Genomic DNA, 22,342 nt, shown 5'->3' on the forward strand with positions numbered 1-22,342 from the left:
TTCGGAGACTCCTTTGCAAGCGATAGTGGAACAATTCAGGCAGCAGATCCTGGCCGCCAGCGCAGCGGGCAAGCCGTTACGCCTGCGCGGCGGCGGCACCAAGGACTGGTATGGTCAGCAGCTTGATGGCGAGGTACTCGACACGCGCGCGTATGCGGGCATCATCGACTATGAACCGACGGAACTGGTGATCACGGCCCGCTGCGGCACGCCGCTGGCCGAGATCGAGGCGGCGCTGGCCGCGCGCAACCAGATGTTGGCTTTCGAGCCACCGCATTTCGGCTCGGGCGCCACGGTGGGGGGCATCGTCGCCAGTGCGCTGTCCGGCCCGCGCCGGGCCAGCGCGGGCGCGCTGCGTGATTTTGTGCTGGGCGCCGTGCTGATGGATGGTCATGGCGAGCGCCTGGCTTTCGGCGGGCAAGTCATGAAAAACGTGGCCGGCTACGACGTCTCGCGCTTGCTGGCGGGTTCCCTGGGGACATTGGGCCTGATCCTGGAAGTGTCGCTGAAGGTGCTGCCCCTGCCGCTGCGCGAAGCGACTTTCCGCGTGGCGTGCGCGGAAATCGCCGCCTTGCGCATGCTCAATGAATGGGCGGGCAAGCCGCTGCCGATCTCCGCCAGTTGCTGGCATGATGGCGTGTTGACAGTGCGCCTGTCCGGCGCAGAGGCTGCCGTGTCGGCGGCCCTGCAATCCCTGAAAGGCGAAGTGCTGGCCCACGATGACGCGGCCGCCTTCTGGCTCTCCGTGCGCGAGCAGACGCACGCTTTCTTTGCGGGCGCGGGCAGCCTGTGGCGGCTGTCGCTGCCGCCGCACGCCAGCGCCGTGATTTTAAAGGGGCGCCAGCTGATCGAGTGGGGCGGGGCGCAGCGCTGGCTGAAGCTCGATGTCGACGCCGACGCCGATAGCACCCGGCACATCCGCCAGGCGGTGGCTGCGCTTGGGGGCCACGCCACCCTGTTCCGCGGCGGCGACAAGGCGGTGGGCGTGTTCCACCCGCTGGCGCCGGCCGTGGCCACCATCCACCAGCGCCTGCGGCAGGCTTTCGACCCTGCCGGCATCTTCAACCCGCACAGAATGTATTGAGCGCGCATGCAAACCAATCTCGCCGATTTCATCAAGAATACGCCGGCAGGCGACGAAGCCGAAGCCATCCTGCGCGCCTGCGTGCATTGCGGCTTTTGCACGGCCACCTGTCCCACTTACCAGTTGCTGGGCGATGAACTCGATGGCCCGCGCGGACGCATCTACCTGATCAAGCAAGTGCTCGAAGGCGCGCCCGTCACCGTCAAGACGCAGACACATTTGGACCGCTGTCTGACCTGTCGCAATTGCGAGTCCACCTGTCCTTCGGGTGTGCAGTACGGGCGCCTGGTCGATATCGGCCGCAACGTCGTCGAGCAGCGCGTGCAGCGCCCCTTGCGCGAGCGGGCCTTGCGCTTCGCCCTGAAGGAAGCCTTGCCGCGCCGCTGGCTGTTTACGCCCGTGTACAAGGCGGGACAGGCGCTGCGGCCCTTGCTGTCAAGAAGCTTGCAGGATAAGCTGCGCCCCGGCGCCGCTGCCGGTGTATGGCCGGCGCGCCAGCACGTGCGCACCATGCTGCTGCTCGACGGCTGCGTGCAGCCGGCCATGTCGCCGAACATCAACGCGGCTACGGCGCGCGTGCTCGATGCGCTGGGCGTGCAATTGATCGTCGCGCCGCAGGCCGGCTGCTGCGGCGCGCTGCGCCATCACCTGAACGACCAGGAAGCGGCGCTGGACGACATGCGCCGCAATATCGACGCCTGGTGGCCGTACGTGGACAGTATCGACAGCGCCGAGGCCATCGTCATGACGGCGTCGGGCTGCGGCGCCACGGTGAAGGAATATGGCCATCTGCTGGCACACGACGCCAACTATGCGCACAAGGCGCGGCGCATCGCCGCACTGACGCGCGATTTGTCCGAGATCATGCCGGCCTTCGAAGCGGAGCTGGTGGCGCAGCTGAAGGGGCGCATACTGAAAAAAGTGGCGTACCACCCGCCATGCACCCTGCAGCATGGCCAGCAGGTGCGCGGCAAGGTGGAGCAGGTGTTGCGCGCCGTCGGCGTCGACGTGCGCCTGTGCGCCGACAGCCATCTGTGCTGTGGTTCGGCGGGCACGTATTCGATCTTGCAGCCGGCATTGTCGCAGCAACTGCGCGACAACAAGGTGGCGAACCTGGAAGCGTGCGAACCGGAGATGATCGTGTCGGCCAATATCGGCTGCCTGAGCCACCTGCAGTCTGGCACCGAGACGCCCGTGCGGCACTGGATAGAGCTGATTGATTCCGCTTTGACGCCCGTCAAATAGATATCTCGCTGTACTGCGCCATGCGCCATTGCGGCGCAGGGATGAAATTGTTCGCCCACTCCAGCACGGCGTCGGCCGGCATGGGGCGGGCGATGCCGTAGCCTTGCGCCAGGTCGCAGCCCAGCTGGATCAGGCGCGCGCCATGCTCGACGCTTTCCACGCCTTCGGCGATCACCGTCAGGGAAAATGAACGGGCCAGGCCGATGACGGCGCGCACCAGGTGCAGGTCGTCGCGGTCGTTGAGCATATTGCGCACGAAGCTCTGGTCAATCTTGACGATGTTCGCCGGCAGGCGCTTTAAATACGACATCGACGAGTAGCCGGTGCCGAAATCGTCGAGCGCAAACGTGATGCCCAGTGCCTGGCAGGCGCGGATGATGCGGCGCACGTCTTCGATGTCGTGCAGGGCCGACGATTCGAGGATTTCCAGTTCCAGCATGCTGGCGCGCACGCCGGGAAATTCGCCAAGGATGGTTTCCAGGCGCGAGACGAAGTCGGGTTGCTGGAAGTGGCGCGCCGCGATATTCACGCTGACCACCCAATGCTTGCCGGCGGCGCTCCAGCGCTGCATCTGCCACAGGGCCTGGCGCAGCACCCATTCGCCGATGTCGATGATCAGGTCCGTCTGTTCCACCAGCGGCAGGAATTGCGTGGGTGCCAGCACGCCACGGCGCGGATGCTGCCAGCGCAGCAGCGCTTCCATGCCCACCACCGTGCCGGCGCGCATGTTCACCTTGGGTTGGTAGTACAGCCGCAGTTCGCCATTGATCAGGGCCTGGCGCACTTCCGTGCGCTGGTTGTGGTGCGTGCGCACTTCTTCATCGAGGTTGGTGTCGAAGAAGTGATACTGGTTGCGCCCCGTCAGTTTCGCCTGGTAGACGGCGTGGTCGGCGTGGCGCAGCAGGCTTTCCGTATTCAAGTCCTTGCCCGCATAGACGGCGATGCCGACGCTGGCCGTCATGTGCAGCGCCTGCTGGTCGCACTGGTAGGGGCGGCTCAGTTCCTGCATCAATTGCGCGATGTTCTGTTCGATGCTGGCGATGCTGGCCTGGCCGCACAGCAGCATGACGAATTCATCGCCGCCCAGGCGCGCCGCGTAGTGGACCTGGCCCGTAAAACTGTGCAGGCGGCCCGCCACCTGCTTGAGGATTTCATCGCCCGCCTCGGCGCCGTAGCGGTCGTTGATGGCCTGGAAGTGGTCGAGGTCGAACAGGCAGACGGCCAGCAGGCGCTGGCGTTCGCGCGCCAGAAACAATTCCTGTTCGAAGCGGGCGGCCAGCGCGGCCCGGTTGGGCAAGCCTGTCAGCACATCATTGTAGTTTTGCCAGGACAGTTTTTGCAGCGCCTGCTGCATGTGCACAGTTTCGTTGAGCTGTTCGCCCAGCTGGCGCTGACTGGTCTTCAGCGAGGAAAACAGTTCTTCGACATCGCCGGCCATGCCGTTGAACGACTGCGACACGGCTTGCGCTTCGGGCGTGGCGCCGTCCGCCAGGCGTACGGCGAAGTTGCCTTCGCGGAAACGGTCGGTCGCTTGCACGAGCCGCGCCAGCAACCTGCGGTGCGACGCCAGGATCAAGCCCAGCAGGAGGAAGACGAGCACGATATTGATGGTGCTGAGCACGGCCTGCTCGCACACCCTGTGCCATACCTGCGCCAAAGGCAGACCGGGCGTGTAGTGCAGGTCGAGGATGCCGTCGCCGCCGTCCGGCAGCGCCACCGTCAGGCGGCTGCGGATGGCTGTGATGCCGGCCAGGCGCGCGAACCATGCCGGCACCGTGGCCGCCACGCTGTCGGCCAGCGGTTTGTCTGCCAGCACTTCGAGATGCCCGCCAGCCGTATCCCAGCGCACGGAGGCGAGGCTGCGGTTCAGCAACAGGGCGCTGCGCAGCACCTGGCGCACGCTGTCGTGCATCGTGTGACTGTCCGTGCGCACGGCCAGCGGCAGCACGCTATTGGCCAGGAACAGGTCGAGTTGCCGGGCATCGCTCTGGTAGCGCGCATTGGCCAGCGCGCTTTCTGTACCAAGCAGGGCGTGATAACGGATAGCAGAAACGGCGAGTATCAGGAGGAAAATAGGAATGAATAGGCGGGAATAAATGCCCATCCGCATCCATGAAGATATTAATTTCCCAAAGACTGGCATCGTTTTGTGATCGATATAGGCGAATAATTATGTCAACATTATCACCGAAATTTACTATTGGAAACACAATATTGATATCAAGCATGAAATAAATACGGCTTGATTGATTTCAGTGTTTTTTGTTTTAAATCAAAGTGTCGAGTTGCTATTCCTGTAGTAATTGCTGAATGTCAGCCGCCAGGCTGGCCGGTTTGCTGGCCGTCGCGTAGCGGCGAAATACGCTGCCATCCTTGCGCACCAAAAACTTGGTGAAATTCCATTTGATCGACTGCGTGCCGAATATGCCGGGCGCCGCCTGTTTTAAGTGCGCAAAGACAGGATGGGTATGCGGGCCATTCACGTAAGCCTTGGCAAACAGGGGAAAGGTAACGCCGAAGTTTTTCTCGCAAAAGGCTTTGATTTCCCCGTTCGACCCCGTTTCCTGCTGGCGAAATTGATTGCAGGGAAAGCCCAGCACGACCAGGCCCTGGTCATGGAATTCGCGGTACAGCGCTTCCAGGCCCCGGTATTGCGGCGTGAAACCGCAGGCGCTGGCCGTGTTGACGATCAGCAATACCTTGCCCTTGTAGCGCGCCAGGTCGGTAGGCGTGCCGTCCAGCGCCTCGGTCTGGAAATCGTGGACGCTGGTCATGTCAGAGCAGTCCCAGTGTGGTGGTGCCCGTTTGCGGGGCGGGTTCGGGCGCCGTTGTACCGTTGAGTTTGATCGCCAGGCGCAGGTCGTTGACGGAGTCCGCATTGCGCAGCGCGTCTTCATGGCTGATGGTGCCCGCTTCGTGCAGGTCGAACAGGGCCTGGTCAAAGGTCTGCATGCCATGTTCGCGCGATTTCTTCATCAATTCCTTGATCTCGTGCACCTGGCCCTTGAAGATCAGCTCACTCATCAGCGGCGAGTTGAGCAGGATTTCCAGCGCCGCCTTGCGCCCACCGCCCTCCTTGTTAGGGATCAACCGCTGCGAAATCATGCCCTTCAAATTGAGCGACAGATCCATCAGCAGCTGCTGGCGCCGCTCTTCGGGGAAGAAATTGATGATACGGTCCAGCGCCTGGTTGGCGTTGTTCGCGTGCAGGGTCGCCAGGCACAGATGGCCCGTCTCGGCAAACGCGATGGCGTGGTCCATCGTTTCGCGGTCACGGATTTCGCCGATCTGGATCACGTCGGGCGCCTGGCGCAGGGTGTTTTTCAGGGCCGTGGCCCAGTCGTCCGTATCGACGCCCACTTCGCGCTGGGTGACGATGCAGTTGCCGTGCGGGTGGATGAATTCCACGGGATCTTCGATGGTGATGATGTGGCCGTGGCTGTGCGCGTTGCGGTGGCCCACCATGGCCGCCAGGGTGGTCGACTTGCCGCAGCCCGTGGCGCCCACCATGATGACCAGGCCCCGCTTGCTCATCACGATGTCTTGCAGGATGGCGGGCAAGCCCAGCGCATCCAGGCTGGGGATGGCGGTATTGATCAATCGCAAGACCATGCCTGCCTGGCCCATCTGCACGAAGGCGGACACGCGGAAGCGCCCGAGTCCCTCCGGGCTGATGGCGAAATTGGCTTCGCGGCTGGACGCGAACTCGGCCGCCTGGCGCGTGTTCATGACGGCGCGCACGTAGCCGGCCGCTTGCTGCGCGGCTAGCGCGCCGCCCGCCAGCGGCGTCAGCTTGCCGTCGAGCTTGATGGCGGGCGGAAAGCCGGCCGTGATGAACAGGTCGGAGCCGCCCTGTGCGCGCATCTGCGCCAGCAGCGCGTGCATGGCGCCATAGTGTTCGTGGGTCGTTTGCATGGATTATCCGGGGAAGTTTTCAGGCGATTTGGCGGCCGCGCGGGCCGCTTCGGCCGAGATCGTGCCGCGCCGCACCAGGTCGGAGAGGCACTGGTCCAGGGTCTGCATGCCCACATTGCTGCCCGTCTGGATGGCCGAATACATTTGCGCCACTTTCGCTTCGCGGATCAGGTTGCGCACGGCTGGCGTGGCCAGCATGATTTCATGCGCCGCCACGCGGCCGTTGCCATCCTTGGTTTTGAGCAAGTTTTGCGAAATGACGGCTTGCAATGATTCGGACAGCATGGCGCGCACCATTTCCTTTTCCTCGGCGGGGAAGACGTCGATGATGCGGTCGATCGATTTCGCCGCCGACGAGGTGTGCAAGGTGCCGAATACGAGGTGGCCCGTCTCGGCCGCCGTCAGCGCCAGGCGGATGGTTTCCAGGTCGCGCAATTCGCCCACTAAAATGACGTCCGGGTCTTCGCGCAGGGCCGAGCGCAGCGCGTTGCTGAACGAATGCGTGTGCGCCCCCACTTCGCGCTGGTTGATCAGGCATTTTTTGGACTCATGCACGAATTCAATCGGGTCTTCGATGGTCAGAATGTGGTGGTTCAGGCGTTCATTGACGTGGTTCACCATGGCCGCCAGCGTGGTCGATTTACCGGAACCCGTCGGGCCCGTGACCAGCACGAGTCCCCGTGGGCGCATGGCCAGCTCGCCGAAAATGCGCGGGGCGTTGAGCTCTTCCAGGGTCAGCACTTTCGACGGGATCGTGCGCAGCACGGCCGAAGCGCCCCGTTCCTGGTTGTAGGCGTTGACGCGGAAGCGGGCCAGGCCGGGAATCTCGAACGAGAAATCGCATTCCAGCGCTTCTTCATAGGCCTTGCGCTGGCTGTCGTTCATGATGTCGTAGATCATGCTGTGCACTTCCTTGTGCTCGAGCGGGGCCACGTTCAGGCGGCGCACGTCCCCATGGACGCGTATCATCGGCGGCAGGCCGGAAGACAGGTGCAGGTCGGAAGCCTTGTTGCCGACGGAGAAAGCGAGTAGTTCTGAGATGTCCATTTATAATCCCTGTGCCTGCATTGATGGGCTGGCGCATTGTGCCGCCGCCCCTATACACTAGAAAATGATTATGTCCACAATCGAACAGAACTTGCAAGCCGTGCGCGAGAGTATTGCGCAGGCCGCCTCTGACGCGCAGCGCGCGCCGGCCGACGTGACCCTGCTGGCCGTCTCGAAAACCTTTGGCGCCCACGCCGTGCTGGCAGCGGTGCGCGCGGGCCAGGCGGCGTTTGGCGAAAATTATCTGCAGGAAGCGCTCGACAAGATTGCCGCCGTCGGGCTTGCGCTGCCGCAAGGCGGGCCCGTCTGGCATTTCATCGGCCCCATCCAGAGCAACAAGACGCGCCCCATCGCCGAACATTTCGGCTGGGTGCACACGGTGGAACGGGAAAAGATCGCCGCGCGCCTGTCCGACCAGCGCCCGGCCGGCTTGCCGGACCTGAATATCTGCCTGCAAGTCAATATCAGCGGCGAAGCCAGCAAGAGCGGCGTGACGCCCGCCGAGCTGCCTGCGCTGGCGCGCGCCGTGGCGCAACTGCCCCGCTTGCGTTTGCGGGGCCTGATGGCGATTCCCGAGCCGGAAACGGAGATCAAGCTTCAGCGCGCTGCCTTTGCGCAATTGCGCGCGCTGTACCAACAATTGAAGGCCGAAGGGCTGGCGCTCGATACCTTGTCGATGGGCATGTCGGCCGACTTGCGCGCCGCCGTGCTGGAGGGCGCCACCATCGTGCGCGTGGGTAGCGCCATCTTCGGTTCCCGCAACTATTCCTGATTTTTTTGAAAGCACAGCCATGACGACAGAATTGAATATCGCCTTTGTAGGCGGCGGCAATATGGCGGCGGCCCTGATCGCCGGCCTGGCGGGTAAATTGACCCTGGGCGGCAATATCCACGTGATCGACCCGCATGCGCCCGCGCTGGAAAAACTGCAGGCGCAATTCGGCGTCACGACGGCGACTTGCGCCGGCGAAGCGCTGCGCACCGTGGATGTGATCGTGCTGGCCGTGAAGCCGCAGAGCATGCGCGAAGTGGCGGCGCAATTGCTGCCCTTCCTCGACGGCGAGCGGGCGCCGCTGGTCCTGTCGATCGCCGCCGGCATCCGTGCGGCCGACCTGTCGCGCTGGCTCGGTGATTACCCTGCCATCGTGCGTTGCATGCCGAACACGCCGGCCTTGATCGGCATGGGCATCACGGGCATGGTGGCCAGCAGCGGCGTCAGCGACGAGCAAAAAAAGACGGCGGACGCCATCCTGCGCGCCGTCGGCCAGACCGTCTGGCTTGCCGACGAAGCCAAGATCGACCCTGTCACAGCCGTGTCCGGCAGCGGCCCAGCCTATGTGTTTTACTTTATCGAAGCGATGCAGCAGGCGGCCGCTGAACTGGGTCTCACGCCGGAGCAGGGCACGCAGCTGGCGATTGCCACCTTTACGGGCGCCGCGCAGCTGGCGGCCAACTCCAGCGAACCCGTGTCGCTGCTGCGCGAGCGCGTTACCTCGAAAGGCGGCACGACGTATGCAGCGCTGACCAGCATGGAAGAGAGCGGTGTGAAGGCGGCCATCGTCAAGGGCATCATGGCGGCCGCGCAGCGCGGGCGCGAGATGGGCGAAGAATTAGGCAAGTAACATTAGGCAAGTAACTAGATGACCTTGACGGCGCGGCCGATGTAAAGCACCGGCCCCGTCGGCCGGCCGGTGGGCGAACCCGTTGCCGGCTCCAGCGTAATTTCAAACAGCTGCTCGGGTTGCAACGGCGGCAGCTTGTCCAAGGTCAATTTAAGGCTTTTTCCCGGCTTGACCAGCCCCAGCGAAACCGGCGCGCCCCAATCCTTGCCCTTGGTCCAGAATTGCAGGGCTTTTTGCTGCGGTACGGCGGTCGGTCCCAGCGGGATCAGGCTCAGGTCGCGGTTCTTACCGCCGCGTCCGCCCGCCTGCACGATCCAGCCCGGCGACTTGTCTTGCGGCGCCACTAGTACCACCAGATAGCCGGGCCCGCTGGGTGCTTGCAGTTGCACCGTGACCAGCACGGCCAGCGCGGCCGTAGCCGCCAAGCCGCCGCCGGCCAACACTCTCCAGAAAGCCAGGCTGTTCCACCACGCTTGCCAGCCGCCCGCCTGTTGCACGGCTTGCGGCGTGAACAGGCTGGCGCTGATGCGCGGCCACAGATGCGCTGATGGCGCTTCCGGCGGCGCCAGGCGCGTCAATGGCAGCAAACGTTGTTCCCAGGCAGCGACGGCGTCGCGCAAGGCTGGTTCGCGCGGCAAGCGCTGTTCCACTTCCGTGCGCTCGGCCAGCGCCAGAGTGCCCAGCACGTATTGGCTGGCCAGTCGTTGCAATTCTTCGTCGCTATGCATCATCCCATGCACTCCCGCAAGGCGGCCAGGCCCCGCTTGACCCAGGCTTTCACCGTGCCCAGCGGCGCCTGCAGGCGCTGCGCGATTTCGCTGTGGGAACAGCCATCGACATAGGCATACAGGATGGCGGTGCGCTTGGCATCGTCCAGGTGACCCAGGCAATCGTGCAGCTTGCCCATATCCGCTTGAAGGGCGTAGGCATCACCGGCGTCATCGCCGTGGCGTTGGTGCAGCAGGGTTTCCACGCTATCCTCGTCGGCCGATACTTCATGGGCGCGGGCGCGCGCCACGTTCAGCGCCTGATGCCGCACCACCACATAGATCCAGCCCTTGCCGCTGCCGCGCGTGGCGTCGAAGCTGCCGGCGCGGCGCCAGATGTTCAGGAAGGCGTCGTGCAACACGTCTTCGGCCAAAGCCCGCTGGCGCACGATGCGCAGCGCCACGCCCAACAGGTAGCGGCTTTCCTGCTGGTACAGGCCGTGTAATGCCTGCTGCTCGCCCCTAGCGCAGGCGCGCAGGGCGGCATCGTAATCGTAAGGGGCGGCTTGGGTTGGCAAGGTTGGCGCAATCGTCAGGACGCAATTGTCAGGAATAAACGGTTAGCAAGTTTTCCATGCCGAGTATAGGCCAGAAACCAGCTTGCCAACCATCGTTTTCACTGACTTATGCGGCTTTCCAGAAGATGTAATCGGCTTGGTAGGGCACCCACTGCTTGACGCCGACGGTGTCCATGCTGCAGGAGCTGCTTGGCGCCACGCCACCGCTGGTGGCCACGCGCTGGATGTAGCTGACGCCCTGCATGGCGCCGCTGCCCGTGGCCGGGTTGGCTTTCACCAGCTGATACGGAATATTGCCCGCGCCGGCCGGTGCCACGGCCACTTGCGTCGCCGTCACTTTCGAGCCGTCCAGGCTGGCCCAGGTGGCAGGCGGGCCGACATACTTGCCCACTTGCATGCCGCTGCGGTCGTTCAGGGCCGCGTCCGGGCCCACGAAGACCCATTCGTGGCCCGTCATGTCCTTCTTGGCCTTGCATTCGTAAGCGATCTTGCCTACGCCCACCGTTTGCATGGCGACCTGGTGGCCATCGGGCACTTTGACGGCGTTTGGCAATTGTTCCTGCGAATAGCGCGCGTTCATGGGCGCGCAGGCGCTCAGCAGCAGGGCGGAGCCCAGCACAGTGAGGGTGGCAACGGCGTGGCGTGGGGCGGTGAAAGCAAGCATGGCGAACTCCTGATAGTTGGCTCAACCGGTTGGTTGATACCATTACTACGCATGGGCCAGCCATTTGGATGCAGCCAAGTGAAAAAATTTTAAGGCGGCGTGTTTTTCTTGCTGAAACGCTGCGCCAGCGCCAGCACGACGGGCATGGCGGCCTTGGCGTGCTTGAGCAGCGCGCCGCTGGCCCGCAGCAGCGGCAGGATGCGGCGCGGACGCACCAGTGCCAGGCCCAGCACGGCGCCTCCCATCATCAGGGGGATTTTAAAGCGCGTGGCCAGGGTGTGGCGCAGACGGCCTCCCGTCAACGGTTCCAGCAACTGGCGCGTCTGCACGCCTAGTGCCAGGCGCTGCAGCGCGCATTCGGCCAGCAGTGCGTCGCGCCGCTGCGCCAGGCTGGCGGCCGTGTGGACATGCGACAGTTTGGTGGGATGCGTGGTCATGGCCGCTCCGATTCCCGGCGCGCCAGCAATTGCAGCTCGTCCAGGTCTTTGTTCAGTTCGGAAAGTGTGAAGGACAGCAGTTTCGGCTTGCTGCGGAAACTGGCGCGCACGCCCTGCAGGATGGCGAAGGCGGCAGCGATGAAGATGGCGGCCGTGATGGCGATGGCGGCGATGCGGTGCGTGTCCCAGAACAGCACGATGACGAGGAATACAATCAGTACCAGGCCGACGAATAGGCACAGCAGTGCCAGCATGGCCAGCGCCAGATAGGACAGGAAGCGCAGCGACTCTTCTTCCATTTCCACGGCCGCCAGTGCCAGACGGGTCTGGACGATGGCGGCGAGGGTCGCTGCGACTTGGGCGACATGATGCACGATAGCCATATGCTGCCTTTCGCGTCAGGGGACGGCCCACGCCGTCAATACAAGCTAGCGGCGTGACGAGGAGAGCAGCAGGCCGAACAGCACGCCGACGACGGCGCCCGCGCCCACGGCTTTCCATGGATTGTCCTGCACGTATTCATCGGTGGCCTTGGCCGCCTTCTTGGTACGTTCGAGCAAATCTTCTTCCAGCTTGATCAAGTCTTTCTTGGCCGTTTCCAGGGTGGCGATGAACTTGTCCTTGACGGCTTTGATATTCTCGCCCGTTTGATCCTTGGCGCCATCGAGCCAGCCTTCCGCTTCATTGATGACGGTTTTCAAGTCGCCGACCAGTTTGTCGCGGGCCTTGTCTGCGTCGGCGAGGATGTTGTCGCTGCTGGATTTTCCGGTATGTATCGAGCTCATGTATTACCTCATGGAAGTGAAACTGCACAGTGAAATACCAGTGTAGGCAGCAGCGGACAGGCGAGTCTTGCGCCGCCTCAAGGGCTGCTGCAGCGCAAGGATCATTGCTTAACGGAAAGCAAAGTCCAGCACCACGCCCGCAAACACCGCTGCTCCTAGCCAGTTATTATGCCGGAATGCCGCAAAACACGGCATACGCTCGCGTGCGCGAATCAGGGTGTAGTGGTATACGGCACAGCCGGCCGCTACCAGCAAACCCGCCACGTACCAGTAACGCAAGCCCAGGTGCCAGCCGCAGGCTAGCCACAGCAGCAGGAAAGCGGCATAGCACAGCATGATGATGGCCACGTCGTAGCGGCCAAAAGTGATGGCCGAGGTCTTGATGCCGATCTTTAAGTCGTCGTCGCGGTCGACCATCGCGTATTCCGTATCGTAGGCCACGGCCCAGAAGACATTGCCCAGCAGCAGCAGCCAGGCGACGACGGGCACGCTATCTGTGATGGCGGCAAAGCCCATGGGAATGCCGAAGCCGAAGGCGATGCCCAGGTACGCTTGCGGAATCGCAAAGAAACGCTTGAAGTAGGGATAGGTGGCGGCGATGATGACGGCGGCCACCGACAGCTGCTTGGTGAGGGCATTCAAGGGCAGGATCAGGCAAAAGGCCAGCACGGTCAGTACGCCGGCCACGGCCAGCGCTTCCTTGCCACTGATGCGCCCGCTGGTGATGGGGCGGTCCACCGTGCGCTTGACGAATTTGTCGATATCCTGGTCGGCGTAGTCGTTGATGGCGCAGCCTGCCGAGCGCATCAGGAAAGTGCCGAGGGTGAAGATGAGCAGCAGCCGCCAGTCCGGCACGCCTTGCTGCGCCAGCCACAGCGCGCATAGGGTAGGCCACAGCAGCAATACGGTACCGATAGGCTTGTCCAGCCGTATCAGGCGGAAATACAGCGCCAGCTTGTTCATGGAAGACTCGATCTTGTTGAAGAGAAAGGTCGATTATCGCAAATAGTATGTAAATGTACTATTTTGCGCCTGGGCGCTGGTCTTCGTCGTCAGATAAAGGGGTGATGCCCGGCAAGTCGCAGTTGGCGATGGCCGCGCACAGGGCATCGATGGCGGCCTTGCGCGTAAAACTCTTGCGCCAGAGCATCACCACTCTGCGCGATGGCACGGGTTCGGCAAATGGCCGGTATTCGAGCATGCCCTCGGTGGCATGCATATTCGACACGGAGGCGCGCGGCAAGACCGTCAGGCCGATGCCGCTGGCTACCATGTGACGGATGGTTTCCAGTGAAGAACCTTCAAACGTGCGCTGCATGCCGTTGCCGGGCGAGGAAAAACGCGCCATTTCGGGGCACACTTCCAGCACCTGGTCGCGGAAACAGTGGCCATTGCCCAGCAGTAGCATGGTTTCCGATTTCAAATCTTGCGCGGCGATCCGCGCGCGCGCCGTCCAAGGATGCTGGCGCGGCATGGCGACGACAAACGGTTCGTCGTACAGTTCCTGCATGGCCATGCCGTGTTCGGGCAGGGGCAGGGCCATGATGGCCACGTCCAGTTCGCCCTGGCGCAGCAATTCAAGCAGGCGAACCGTGAAGTTTTCCTGCAAGATCAAAGGCATCTGCGGCACCTGGTCTATCATGGCCTTGACCAGGGGCGGCAGCAGGTAGGGGCCGATCGTGTAGATCACGCCCAGGCGCAGGGGGCCGGCCAGCGGGTCCTTGTTTTGCTTGGCGAGTTCCTTGATGGCGGCCGTCTGTTCCAGCACGCGCTCGGCTTGCGCAATGATCTGCGCGCCCAGGGGCGTGACGGAGATTTCCGCGCCGCCCCGTTCGAACAGGACCACGCCCAATTCGTCTTCGAGTTTCTTGATGGCCACTGACAAGGTAGGCTGGGCCACGAAGCAAGCTTCGGCCGCATGGCCGAAGTGCTTCGCTCGCGCGACTGCAACGATATATTTCAGTTCAGTCAGTGTCATAGGTTTATTGAAACACAGGAAGTGCTTACTTGCAATGAATGAAAGGTGGCGCAAACGTCAAACTGTGGCGCCGATGGCGTATTGTAGCGGATCGCCCCCTATAATGCGGGACCGGGCAGCGAAGGGAGAGGGCTGCAAGCGCTGGAAGCGCTAATCACACTGGCGTGTCAGGCAACCGGCACGCGGCAATGACTATGCGCTGTCGTCGCCCGTCAGCCGCCTGGCCGGCGTGTATGCGCTGATGATTTACTACCGGCAAGATCGCATCGCCGAAGAGGGCCTGGCGCCGGTCATCCTGGCCTGGATCGATGCCTGGCGCCAGGATGACGGCGGCATGCAAGGCGATAGTCACGCCGGACTGTGACCGTATTTAACCCAACAAGAGATAGCCATGCCTGATTTTGAAAACAAACTGTGCGGCCGTGACGAACTGCGTGCGCGCGCCGCGGCCCTGCCGAAACCGGTGGTAGTGACGAATGGCGTGTTCGACATTTTGCACCGCGGCCACGTGACCTATCTGGCGCAGGCGCGCGCGCTGGGCGCCTCGCTGGTGGTGGCCGTGAATACCGATGCCTCCGTGAAACGCCTGGGCAAGGGCGACGACCGTCCCCTGAACAGCTGCGAAGACCGCATGGCCGTGCTGGCCGCGCTGGAAGCGGTGAGCCTGGTGGTGCCGTTCTTGGAAGACAGCGCTTTGGCCGTGGTGCAAGAGATCGCGCCGGAAATCTATGCCAAGGGCGGCGACTACAATATGGCGGCCATCCCCGAAGGGCAGGCCGTGCTGGCGTATGGCGGCCAGGCCGTGGCCATCGATTTCGCACACGACCGCTCGACCACCAAGCTGTTGACGAAAGTGCGGACGCAGCAGGGCTGAGGAACGCCGTCAATGTTTTCATATAGATAAAAAGACGTTACTATGAGAACTGCCAGGGTTGCGACCTCGTTGCGTCAGCCCCAGCACACGTTACACCATCTGATATGCATTGCTTGTCATAGAAAATACATGGATCTTAAAACTTCTGGGGATTGGGCAGTGCCCTCCGGCGTCTGGTACGTCGATGACGATGGCGCGTGGACCATGCAGCGCAGCGCGGACGGCCAGAACGTCTCGCCTTTGCTGAGTCCTGCCGATATCGGCCTGCTGATGCACGCGCGGCGCCTGCCCGCTGCCGCCGGCGCGCCCGTGCGGCAGTTTCCGCCTGAATTCTCGTTCGACCCCGCCTCGGGCGCGGCCTTGCAAATGCCGCCCGACACGGCCGCCACGCCTTCCAGAGTGCCGCCTTGGGTTCCTCCTTTCGGTGCGCATCCCGTCAGCGATGCGCCACCGGCCGGCGCGGCCGGCTTGCGCCAGGCCAGCGTGCCCCTGAAATTGGCTGACCAGCGCGCGCGCGAAGAGCATGCGCAGGCCGACGTCTCGCTGCCCATGCCGCCGCCGGGCGAGTATGAATTCTTTTCCGCCCAGTTCGGTACCAGCGCCGCTGCGCTGCTGGCGCTCGATCCGCGCAAGGCGGTCTTGCACGCCTGGCTGCCCGCTTCGAAACGCTGGCTGGCGCTGGACCCCGAGTATGGCGGCTTGCTGGCCGAATCGGACCTGGCCCACGGCGCCTGGCGCGCCGAGCTGGTGCCGGCGTTCAACAGCGTGCTGGTCTTGCCGACCAGCCATGGCCTGGCCTGCATCCGTCCCGATGTGCCTTCGCTGAGCTACGTGGTCGAGCATGTGGGTGACGCGCCGTGCGCGGCGGCGCCCGTGTGGTTCCAGAACCGCCTGTGGGCGCCGCTGCGCGACGACGATGGCCGCATCCGCTTCGTCAACCTTGACGCGCAACAAAAGCCGGGCAGCGACGTGCTGCTCGACGGCGTCGTGGAACTGGGCGCCGTCAGCGCGCCCGTGGCCTACAACCGCATGGCCGTGTGGCCTTGCGCCAACGGCCAGCTGCGGCTGCAGCTGCAGCCGGACGGCAACGTGGCAGCCACGTTTACGCCCTGGCCCGAAGGCCTGGTGCCGCACTTTGAATTCGGCAGCCCCTACCTGTCGCGCGACGGTGGTCTGTGGCAGCTGTGCTTTGAAAGCCGCCGCGGCACCTATGTGTATGTGAAACTGGGCGGTCAGGTCGAGAAGGCCGATGCGCTGGCGCCGCGCCTGTGTTCGGGCAGCTTCAATTACCGCTTCGCCACCAAGCTGAAAACGGCGCCGTGGGAAGAGCCGGAACACGGCGACGATGGCGGCAAGAACCAGGCTGTCATGCCGCTGCTGGAATCGGGCGCCGGCGCGGGCACGGGCAGCAGCGTCTTTGGCGTGAAGTTTGCCACCAGCGCCGGCCTGTCCAGCGTGCTGCGCTCGAACGAGCGCCTGGCGGCCCAGCTGGTGCAGGACGATGAGTTGCGCGAAACTGTGTTTCATACTTTTGCCGTCAGCGAGCCGTGGCGCGTACGCCTGTTTATCCATGAACGCACGCTGTGGGCGTACCACCCGCTGCTGTCGCGCATCGATGGCTGGACCTTGCAGGCATGAAGGCGCGCTTACTGATCGTGGCTTGCGCCGCGTTTTTCAGCGCTGCCGCAGCGCACGCGGCCGGCATACAGCAAGCCTTTCTGGTGCAAAACTCGGGCTGGATGGAGCCGTTCTACACGGATGAGCATTCGCAGCTCAAGGCCCTGGTGGGCGCCGTGGCGCGGGCCGCCACGAATCCGTCCGATACAGTCTATACCCTGGCCTTCAGCCAGAGCAGCGGCGCGCACGTGTCGCCGTCGCTGCTGGGGCAGGGGCAGGGTGGCGCCGGCGTGGCGGGCCAGTTGGCCAGTCTCGGCCTGGCGCGCAAGAGCGCCGGCGGCGCGCTGGCCGACACGGATTTCCAGGAAGCCGTCACCAAGACCATCACGGGCCCGTTCCAGTCCGCCTCCGGCATCGTGTGGATCTTTACCAACAACAAGAACAGCCCCAACAACGACAGCCAGACGGCCGAGCGCAACCGCGACTTTTACCGCTTGCTGCACCTGGAGCCGTCGATCACCAAGACGCTGGTGTTTCCGCTGCGCATGCCGGTGCAGGGCAAGCTGTACAGCGCCAAGGGCTTGATGGTGTACGCGCTCGCGTATGGCCAGCCGGCGTCCGAGGCGCTGAACCGCATTCTGGCCGAAGGCCGCTTGTCGCAAGTGCTGACGCGTCCACCCGCGCGCCTGAAACCGGTGGACCAGGATGCCGTGCGCATCGTGCCCCAGTCCGTCAAGAACAGTCCAAACGTGCACGCCAGCCTGGGCCGCGACGGGCGCACCATCGTGCTCGACGTCGATGCGGCGAAGCTGGTGCCGCAAGTGGTGTTACAGGCGTCGCTGCAAAACATGTTTTTCCCGTACGTGATCGACAGCGCCAAAGTGCACGCCACCCTGGCCGGCCAGAACGCGCCCCTGCACGTTGCGCCGGATCAAATCCGCCAGTTGCAGCCGGGCGCCAGCCAGTCCGTGCAAGTGCGGTTCGCGCTGCCGATGGCGCAGATTCCGTCGCCCTGGTCGGCGCAGGCGATCGCCGCCATGGGCAAGCAGGTCATGTTGCCGATGCAGGCGCAAGTGGGCCTGTCGGAACAGCGGCTGGCCCTGGCGTCCAGCTTTGGCAAGGATTTGCAGGAACTCTTCCCCGGCGATCCGATCTCGGGCATGTTCACGCCGCCCGACAGCGTGCGCGCCTCGCAGGCGACGATACCGTTGCTGGTGCGCATACAGTATCCGCTGTTGCCCGTGCTGGTGATACTTGGCGGCGTGCTGGCGTTCGTGCTGGGCTTGCTGGCGCTGGGCTTGCTTGGCACGCGCGCCACGCGCTACAAGGTGATGGCCGACGGCGTGCAGCGGCAAGTGTTATTGAAGCCGTTCAAAAGCGTGCAGATCCGCGATGATGAGGGCCGCGACATCGGCGAACTCAAGCGGGGCTTGGGCAAGCCGGTCGTCGTGCGCGTGGCCGAAGGCCATACCTTAACCCTGGCCTGAACCACGATTTCTTAAAAATTCCATCCATTCAACAGAGGCATACCATGGCGCAAGACACTCCAAAAGATAACGCAGGTTTCACTTTGCCGGCCCCGGCGTCCGCGCCGCCGGTAGCCGATGCACCTGCCGCCGGTGCGGCCAGCGCAGCCGCCACGGCCACTACCGAGCCTGCGCCTGCGCTTGACCCTGCCAGCACGACCGATACCTCGTCGCGCGATACTCTGGTCGGCGGCGTGGTGCTGTTGTTGCTGTTCATTGCCTTTTTCTTTGCCAAGAATGCCTATGCGAATGGCCTGGTCGCCAAGCGCGTGCCGCCCAACAAGGCCAATGCCTCGGGCTGGTGGCTGTTCATCTTCCTGGCCAGCCTGGCGACGGGCGTGGTGCTGGCGGCCGTGAACGCGCATAAATTCCTCGCGCCACTGTTCATGGGACCGCTGGTACTGGTGGGCCTGGTCGCGTTACTGTTGACCTTTACATCGAGCCGCCGCTAAGCCGCACGCCGTCGTACGCATTATCGAAGGAATCATCATGGCAGAGAACCTGAACCAACTCATCACCGGCGGCGCCAGCGAGCGCAAGCAGGACAAGATCATCGAACTGCGCCCGACCCTGTTCATCGGCATAGGCGGCACGGGCATGCAGGTGCTGATGCGCGTGCGCCGGCGCATCCTCAACACCCAGTGGGGCGGTGCGGGCAACCGCACGCGCATCGAGGGCTTGGCGGACTTTCCCATCGCGCAATTCATCCATTTCGACCTGGACAATGGCGCCGTCATCGAAAGCGGCGAATCGCAGGCGAAAGACTTGCAATTCGACCAGGTGAAGTTCACGGATGACGACAAGGTGGTCGAATCGTTCGACATGGACAAGTACAGCCGCGATGAAGATTCTCTGGAGAAATATCCGCACATCAAGGAATGGCTGCCCCTGACACCGCAGCGCATCCGCGAATTGCGTTTCGACATGAGCAGCGGCGCTGGCCAGATCCGTGCCGTCTCGCGCCTGTATTTCTTCGACAAGTATGCCAAGATCCGCGACAAGATCCGTTTGAAACTGAAAGCCCTGAAGGCGGGCCTGTCGCACGAGCGCCAGCTGGCCGAGCTGGGCTTACGCATGGAAACGAATCGTTTTCGCATCGTCATCGTCGGTTCTGTGGCCGGTGGCACGGGTTCCGGTTCCTTCCTCGACATGGGCTTGCTGGCGCGCTGGCTGGCGCGCAGCGAAGTGGGCGCGGCCGACGTCGAGCTGATGCTGTTCTTGCCGACAGGCTACACCAAGGCCAACAAGGACCGGGTCGAGGCCAACGGCTATGCGGCGCTGATGGAGCTGGAATCGGCGATGATGGGTAACAAAGGCTATGTGGGCCGCTGGGATGCGTATGACCGGCCGGAACTGACGCGCGAGCCGTACAGCGAGGTCTACCTCATCGATTCGGGTAATCTTGCCCAGCAGCACACCAAGGAAGTCAGCGACGTGTACCACATGGTGGCCGATTCGCTGTTCGAGGATTTTGCCTCGGCCGACTTTGCGCGCGCCAAGCGCTCGATCGCCGTCAACCAGGCGCAGCACAAGAATTCCCTGTACAACGCGCCCGTGCCGCAAGACCGCTTCGGCGACATGCGCCTGTATTTCTCGAAGCGCTTTTCCTCGTTCGGCATGGCCGTGCTCGACACGCGCCAGGAAGCGGCGCGCGACGAGCGGGCTCACCGCTGGGCCGGCGCCATGCTGCAAGCGTTCTTTGGCGTGGGCGGCACGGATGCGGGCGCCAACCGCGCCACGGATACGCAGCGCGATAATTTCGTCGCTGCCAATATGTTCCTGAAGGGTACGCCGTTCAGCGACTTCCCCGAGTTTTCCGACAAGAGCATCGAACTGAAGCGCTCCAGCGGCGACTTCATCGATTTCCGCGTCGTCGATGAATTGCTGGAAGACCGCCACGGCCACTTGCTGGCCGGCGTGGAAAACCGGGTGAATACGCGCATCAACGATATCCGCACGGGTTTCGACCGCAGCGAATGGCCGGCGCAGGTGCGCGATGCCATGAAACACCTGGAACGCGACGCCGTGCGCGACCAGGATTCCACGGCCGATACGACGGAAGACCGCATCAGCAAGCGCCGCCGCGAAGTGCTCGACGACGTCAAGAAAGTCGTGCGCGACCAGCTGTATGGCTACCTGGACAACAAGGAATTCGGCGGCCTGGAATACGTGCTGTCGCTGGTGGAACAGATCAAGGACCGCATCGAGGCGCCGGGCAGCGGCTTGACGGCGCAGATCGGCGCGAATGCCGAGCGCTACCGCGAAATCAAGGAAGCCGTGCGTTCGCGCGAGTACGAGCGCCTGTTGAATAACCTGGAACAGACGCGCAGCACCTTCGGTTTCCTCAGCAATGGCGAAAAGCAGGCCGGCGTGGTGATGGATCATCTGCGCACGGAAATGGCGAATGCCCTGAAATTCCATTTGCGCGCCAAGGCGGCGGACGAGTCCGTCATCCTGCTGGGTGAACTGTCGCGCTGGCTGGGCAACCGGGTCGGCGTCGATGCGCAAGGCCGCGCACAGTGGAATGGCCTGGTGGGCGAGCTGCAAACGGGCCGCGAAGGCGTGCTGGCCATGCTGGCGGAATTGAAGACGGCCAATACCATCCTGCAAAAGGACCTGGACAAGGAACACGCGACCCTGATCGTCATTCCCGTCACGGAAAAAGACATTGCGCTGCCATCGGCGGCCACCTTGCGCCAGTGGGCCGATGAAGCGTTCAAGGACATGGGCGGCTCGAAGGCGCTGTTCCCCATGCTGGGCGAACCGGCGCAACGGGGCTTGATCCTGGCCAAGGTGACTCGCATGGCCGAGAACATGATCGCCACGGCGGGCTTGGTGGAAGGCGCGACAAGCACGCCCGACCCCTTGTTTGAAGCGCTGGAACAGATGGATGTGTCCGAACGCCTGGACCGCTTCCGCAAGCTGCTGGCCTGCTCCATGCCGTGGATCGACGCCAACATGGCGGGCGACTTCACGGTTGTGTCGGATCAGTTCAAGTGCGTGATCGGCGTGGCCAACGCGGCCGCCTTCAAGGCGAAGTTCGGCGCCGAGCTCGAATCGTGCGTGCCGACCCAGGTGGGCATCACGGTGAGCCAGCTGGAAATCGTCGAGACGGGCATCCGCGGGCGCGCCGTCTGCTACTGCGAATTGGCTGGCGTACCGATGACGGTGCTGCGCGGCCTCGAAGGCTGGCGCACCAGTTATCGCAAGGAAGGCGACAACGACAAGGCGCCGACCCACACGCATATCGATCCGACGCAATTTACGCATCCGATCGCGCCGAACACGGACGAGATGAAGCGCCTGGCGGAAGATTTCGGCGAGTTCCTGCAAGCCATCATGCTGGGCGTGCTGACGCGCCACACGGGCCGCGTCGTGCCACCGGGCCAGTACCAGTTTGCCGTCGAACCGGGCGACTTGCGCCGCATCGGCAATGAACGGGCCATCCGCCAGAACGGCATGCCCGCTTCGTACGAGAAAAATATCGCCCTGCGCATCGAGGAAAAATTGACTGCACTTGACGCCGTGCAGACGGCGGCCATGGCGGCGCTGGCAAAATACTATGAACGGGGCGTGTATGCGCCCAAGCTGGTGGCGCAGGCCGATGGCTCGCAACTGCCGTATATCGGCTTTGGCAGCGCCATTTCCGCCGAAGTGGGCGCGCGCTTGCGCGAGTCGGCGCGCCGCAAAGGCATGGCCAGCGATGAGCTCGATAGCACGGTGCAAGCCTTGCTGGGACGCTTGAAGGACTGGGCGAATGTCATTGGCGACTCCGACAGCGATGCCTACGACTGGGAAGTGCGCGAGCCGGAAGCCGACGGGCAGCCGCGCCTGAAATACGCGATCAAGGCGGAAATGCTGGAAGCGGGGCGCCTGGAGCAATTGCTGCGCCCGGCCGGAACGGCTGCTGCCCCGGCGGCAGCCGCGTTCGGCATGGCACCGCCACCGCTGGTGGAGCACCAGTATTTCCTGGGCATAAACGGCCAGCAGCAGGGGCCGTTTACGGCCCAGCAGATCGTGCAGTATGTGCAGGCGGGGCAAGTTGTGCCGGCCACCACCAAGGTGTGGCGTGCCGGTTTGCCGGCCTGGGTTGACCTGGCCCAGTTCGCCGAGCTGGCGCCTTTGTTCCTCAGCGCGCCGCCACCGTTGATGCCGCCGCCCCTGTGAACGCTGGAATGACGTTGGAATGAAGGATTAGTTTTGGATATCTGCATCAAATGTCAGGGCGGCCTGTGGCTCGCTGTCAGCCATTGCCCATACTGC

At 63.4% G+C, this 22,342-nt stretch carries 21 protein-coding genes and 1 pseudogene; 10 read left to right on the top strand and 12 right to left on the bottom strand.

Translation table 11 applies throughout. The annotated features are described in order from the left end of the window. Window positions 1–13: 13 nt before the first annotated feature. Complete coding sequence (gene glcE, locus ACQ4W7_RS15260; RefSeq protein WP_436531507.1) at window positions 14–1,084, top strand: glycolate oxidase subunit GlcE; 1,071 nt, start codon at window positions 14–16, stop codon at window positions 1,082–1,084. 6 nt (window positions 1,085–1,090) lie between these two features. Beyond that, a complete protein-coding gene (glcF, locus tag ACQ4W7_RS15265) occupies window positions 1,091–2,329 on the top strand; it encodes a glycolate oxidase subunit GlcF (RefSeq protein WP_436531509.1) in 1,239 nt (412 codons plus the stop codon). On the opposite strand, the gene ACQ4W7_RS15270 is transcribed toward glcF, so the two are convergent. The 4 genes from ACQ4W7_RS15270 to ACQ4W7_RS15285 form a co-directional block, all read right to left on the bottom strand. After that, on the bottom strand, window positions 2,322–4,433 hold the full coding sequence (locus ACQ4W7_RS15270) for a putative bifunctional diguanylate cyclase/phosphodiesterase (protein ID WP_426074464.1): 2,112 nt from the start codon (window positions 4,431–4,433) through the stop codon (window positions 2,322–2,324). The two genes, glcF and ACQ4W7_RS15270, sit on opposite strands and share 8 nt — an antisense overlap. Before the next feature lie 184 nt (window positions 4,434–4,617). Next, window positions 4,618–5,103: a glutathione peroxidase gene (locus tag ACQ4W7_RS15275; protein ID WP_426074465.1), complete on the bottom strand. Its 486-nt coding sequence runs from the start codon at window positions 5,101–5,103 to the stop codon at window positions 4,618–4,620. 1 nt (window position 5,104) lies between these two features. After that, complete coding sequence (locus tag ACQ4W7_RS15280) at window positions 5,105–6,244, bottom strand: PilT/PilU family type 4a pilus ATPase (RefSeq protein WP_426074466.1); 1,140 nt, start codon at window positions 6,242–6,244, stop codon at window positions 5,105–5,107. Window positions 6,245–6,247: 3 nt separating this feature from the next. After that, window positions 6,248–7,291, bottom strand: a complete 1,044-nt coding sequence (locus tag ACQ4W7_RS15285; protein ID WP_426074467.1) for a type IV pilus twitching motility protein PilT — start codon at window positions 7,289–7,291, stop codon at window positions 6,248–6,250. A 70-nt stretch (window positions 7,292–7,361) separates the two neighbouring features. Here ACQ4W7_RS15285 and ACQ4W7_RS15290 point away from each other — a divergent pair, with 70 nt between their 5' ends. Then, window positions 7,362–8,063, top strand: coding sequence for a YggS family pyridoxal phosphate-dependent enzyme (locus ACQ4W7_RS15290; protein WP_436531513.1), 702 nt, complete (start codon window positions 7,362–7,364; stop codon window positions 8,061–8,063). A 19-nt stretch (window positions 8,064–8,082) separates the two neighbouring features. Further along, entirely contained in the window at window positions 8,083–8,913 is an 831-nt protein-coding gene (gene proC / locus ACQ4W7_RS15295) for a pyrroline-5-carboxylate reductase (RefSeq protein ID WP_436531515.1), read from the top strand. Between the two features lie 14 nt (window positions 8,914–8,927). Here proC and ACQ4W7_RS15300 read toward each other — a convergent pair whose 3' ends face one another. From ACQ4W7_RS15300 to ACQ4W7_RS15335, 8 genes are all read right to left on the bottom strand, one after another. Beyond that, window positions 8,928–9,644: an anti-sigma factor gene (locus ACQ4W7_RS15300; RefSeq protein ID WP_436531517.1), complete on the bottom strand. Its 717-nt coding sequence runs from the start codon at window positions 9,642–9,644 to the stop codon at window positions 8,928–8,930. Next, window positions 9,641–10,198 (bottom strand): sigma-70 family RNA polymerase sigma factor, encoded by a 558-nt coding sequence (locus tag ACQ4W7_RS15305; RefSeq protein ID WP_426074471.1) that lies wholly within the window; start codon window positions 10,196–10,198, stop codon window positions 9,641–9,643. Before ACQ4W7_RS15305 ends, ACQ4W7_RS15300 begins: the two co-directional genes overlap by 4 nt. Before the next feature lie 106 nt (window positions 10,199–10,304). Next, window positions 10,305–10,862 carry a DUF3455 domain-containing protein gene (locus ACQ4W7_RS15310; RefSeq protein ID WP_436531519.1) on the bottom strand — a complete coding sequence of 186 codons (558 nt, stop codon included), beginning with the start codon at window positions 10,860–10,862 and terminating at the stop codon, window positions 10,305–10,307. An 89-nt stretch (window positions 10,863–10,951) separates the two neighbouring features. Beyond that, window positions 10,952–11,299 carry a hypothetical protein gene (locus ACQ4W7_RS15315; protein ID WP_436531521.1) on the bottom strand — a complete coding sequence of 116 codons (348 nt, stop codon included), beginning with the start codon at window positions 11,297–11,299 and terminating at the stop codon, window positions 10,952–10,954. Beyond that, window positions 11,296–11,682 (bottom strand): phage holin family protein, encoded by a 387-nt coding sequence (locus tag ACQ4W7_RS15320; protein WP_436531523.1) that lies wholly within the window; start codon window positions 11,680–11,682, stop codon window positions 11,296–11,298. The genes ACQ4W7_RS15315 and ACQ4W7_RS15320 overlap by 4 nt, the downstream gene beginning before the upstream one ends. Window positions 11,683–11,727: 45 nt before the next feature. Continuing rightward, a complete protein-coding gene (locus ACQ4W7_RS15325; protein ID WP_426074475.1) occupies window positions 11,728–12,084 on the bottom strand; it encodes an ElaB/YgaM/YqjD family protein in 357 nt (118 codons plus the stop codon). A 108-nt stretch (window positions 12,085–12,192) separates the two neighbouring features. Then, complete coding sequence (gene ubiA / locus ACQ4W7_RS15330) at window positions 12,193–13,047, bottom strand: 4-hydroxybenzoate octaprenyltransferase (protein ID WP_436519858.1); 855 nt, start codon at window positions 13,045–13,047, stop codon at window positions 12,193–12,195. 58 nt (window positions 13,048–13,105) lie between these two features. After that, entirely contained in the window at window positions 13,106–14,062 is a 957-nt protein-coding gene (locus tag ACQ4W7_RS15335) for a hydrogen peroxide-inducible genes activator (protein WP_426074477.1), read from the bottom strand. 169 nt (window positions 14,063–14,231) lie between these two features. Between ACQ4W7_RS15335 and ACQ4W7_RS15340 the strand changes: the two are divergent. From ACQ4W7_RS15340 to ACQ4W7_RS15365, 6 genes and pseudogenes are all read left to right on the top strand, one after another. Continuing rightward, window positions 14,232–14,426, top strand: a pseudogene (locus ACQ4W7_RS15340) (DUF3717 domain-containing protein); the annotation flags it as partial. Window positions 14,427–14,453: 27 nt separating this feature from the next. Continuing rightward, window positions 14,454–14,936, top strand: a complete 483-nt coding sequence (locus ACQ4W7_RS15345; protein ID WP_426074478.1) for an adenylyltransferase/cytidyltransferase family protein — start codon at window positions 14,454–14,456, stop codon at window positions 14,934–14,936. A 129-nt stretch (window positions 14,937–15,065) separates the two neighbouring features. Further along, window positions 15,066–16,574: a hypothetical protein gene (locus tag ACQ4W7_RS15350; RefSeq protein ID WP_436531526.1), complete on the top strand. Its 1,509-nt coding sequence runs from the start codon at window positions 15,066–15,068 to the stop codon at window positions 16,572–16,574. Then, a complete protein-coding gene (locus ACQ4W7_RS15355; RefSeq protein ID WP_426074480.1) occupies window positions 16,571–18,040 on the top strand; it encodes a hypothetical protein in 1,470 nt (489 codons plus the stop codon). The genes ACQ4W7_RS15350 and ACQ4W7_RS15355 overlap by 4 nt, the downstream gene beginning before the upstream one ends. Window positions 18,041–18,084: 44 nt before the next feature. Continuing rightward, window positions 18,085–18,531: a hypothetical protein gene (locus ACQ4W7_RS15360; protein WP_426074481.1), complete on the top strand. Its 447-nt coding sequence runs from the start codon at window positions 18,085–18,087 to the stop codon at window positions 18,529–18,531. 37 nt (window positions 18,532–18,568) lie between these two features. Continuing rightward, window positions 18,569–22,246, top strand: a complete 3,678-nt coding sequence (locus ACQ4W7_RS15365) for a tubulin-like doman-containing protein (RefSeq protein ID WP_436531528.1) — start codon at window positions 18,569–18,571, stop codon at window positions 22,244–22,246. Window positions 22,247–22,342 lie beyond the last annotated feature (96 nt).

Origin of the sequence: Janthinobacterium algoris, assembly GCF_051380935.1 — a bacterium.
Classification (GTDB): Bacteria; Pseudomonadota; Gammaproteobacteria; order Burkholderiales; family Burkholderiaceae_D; genus Janthinobacterium.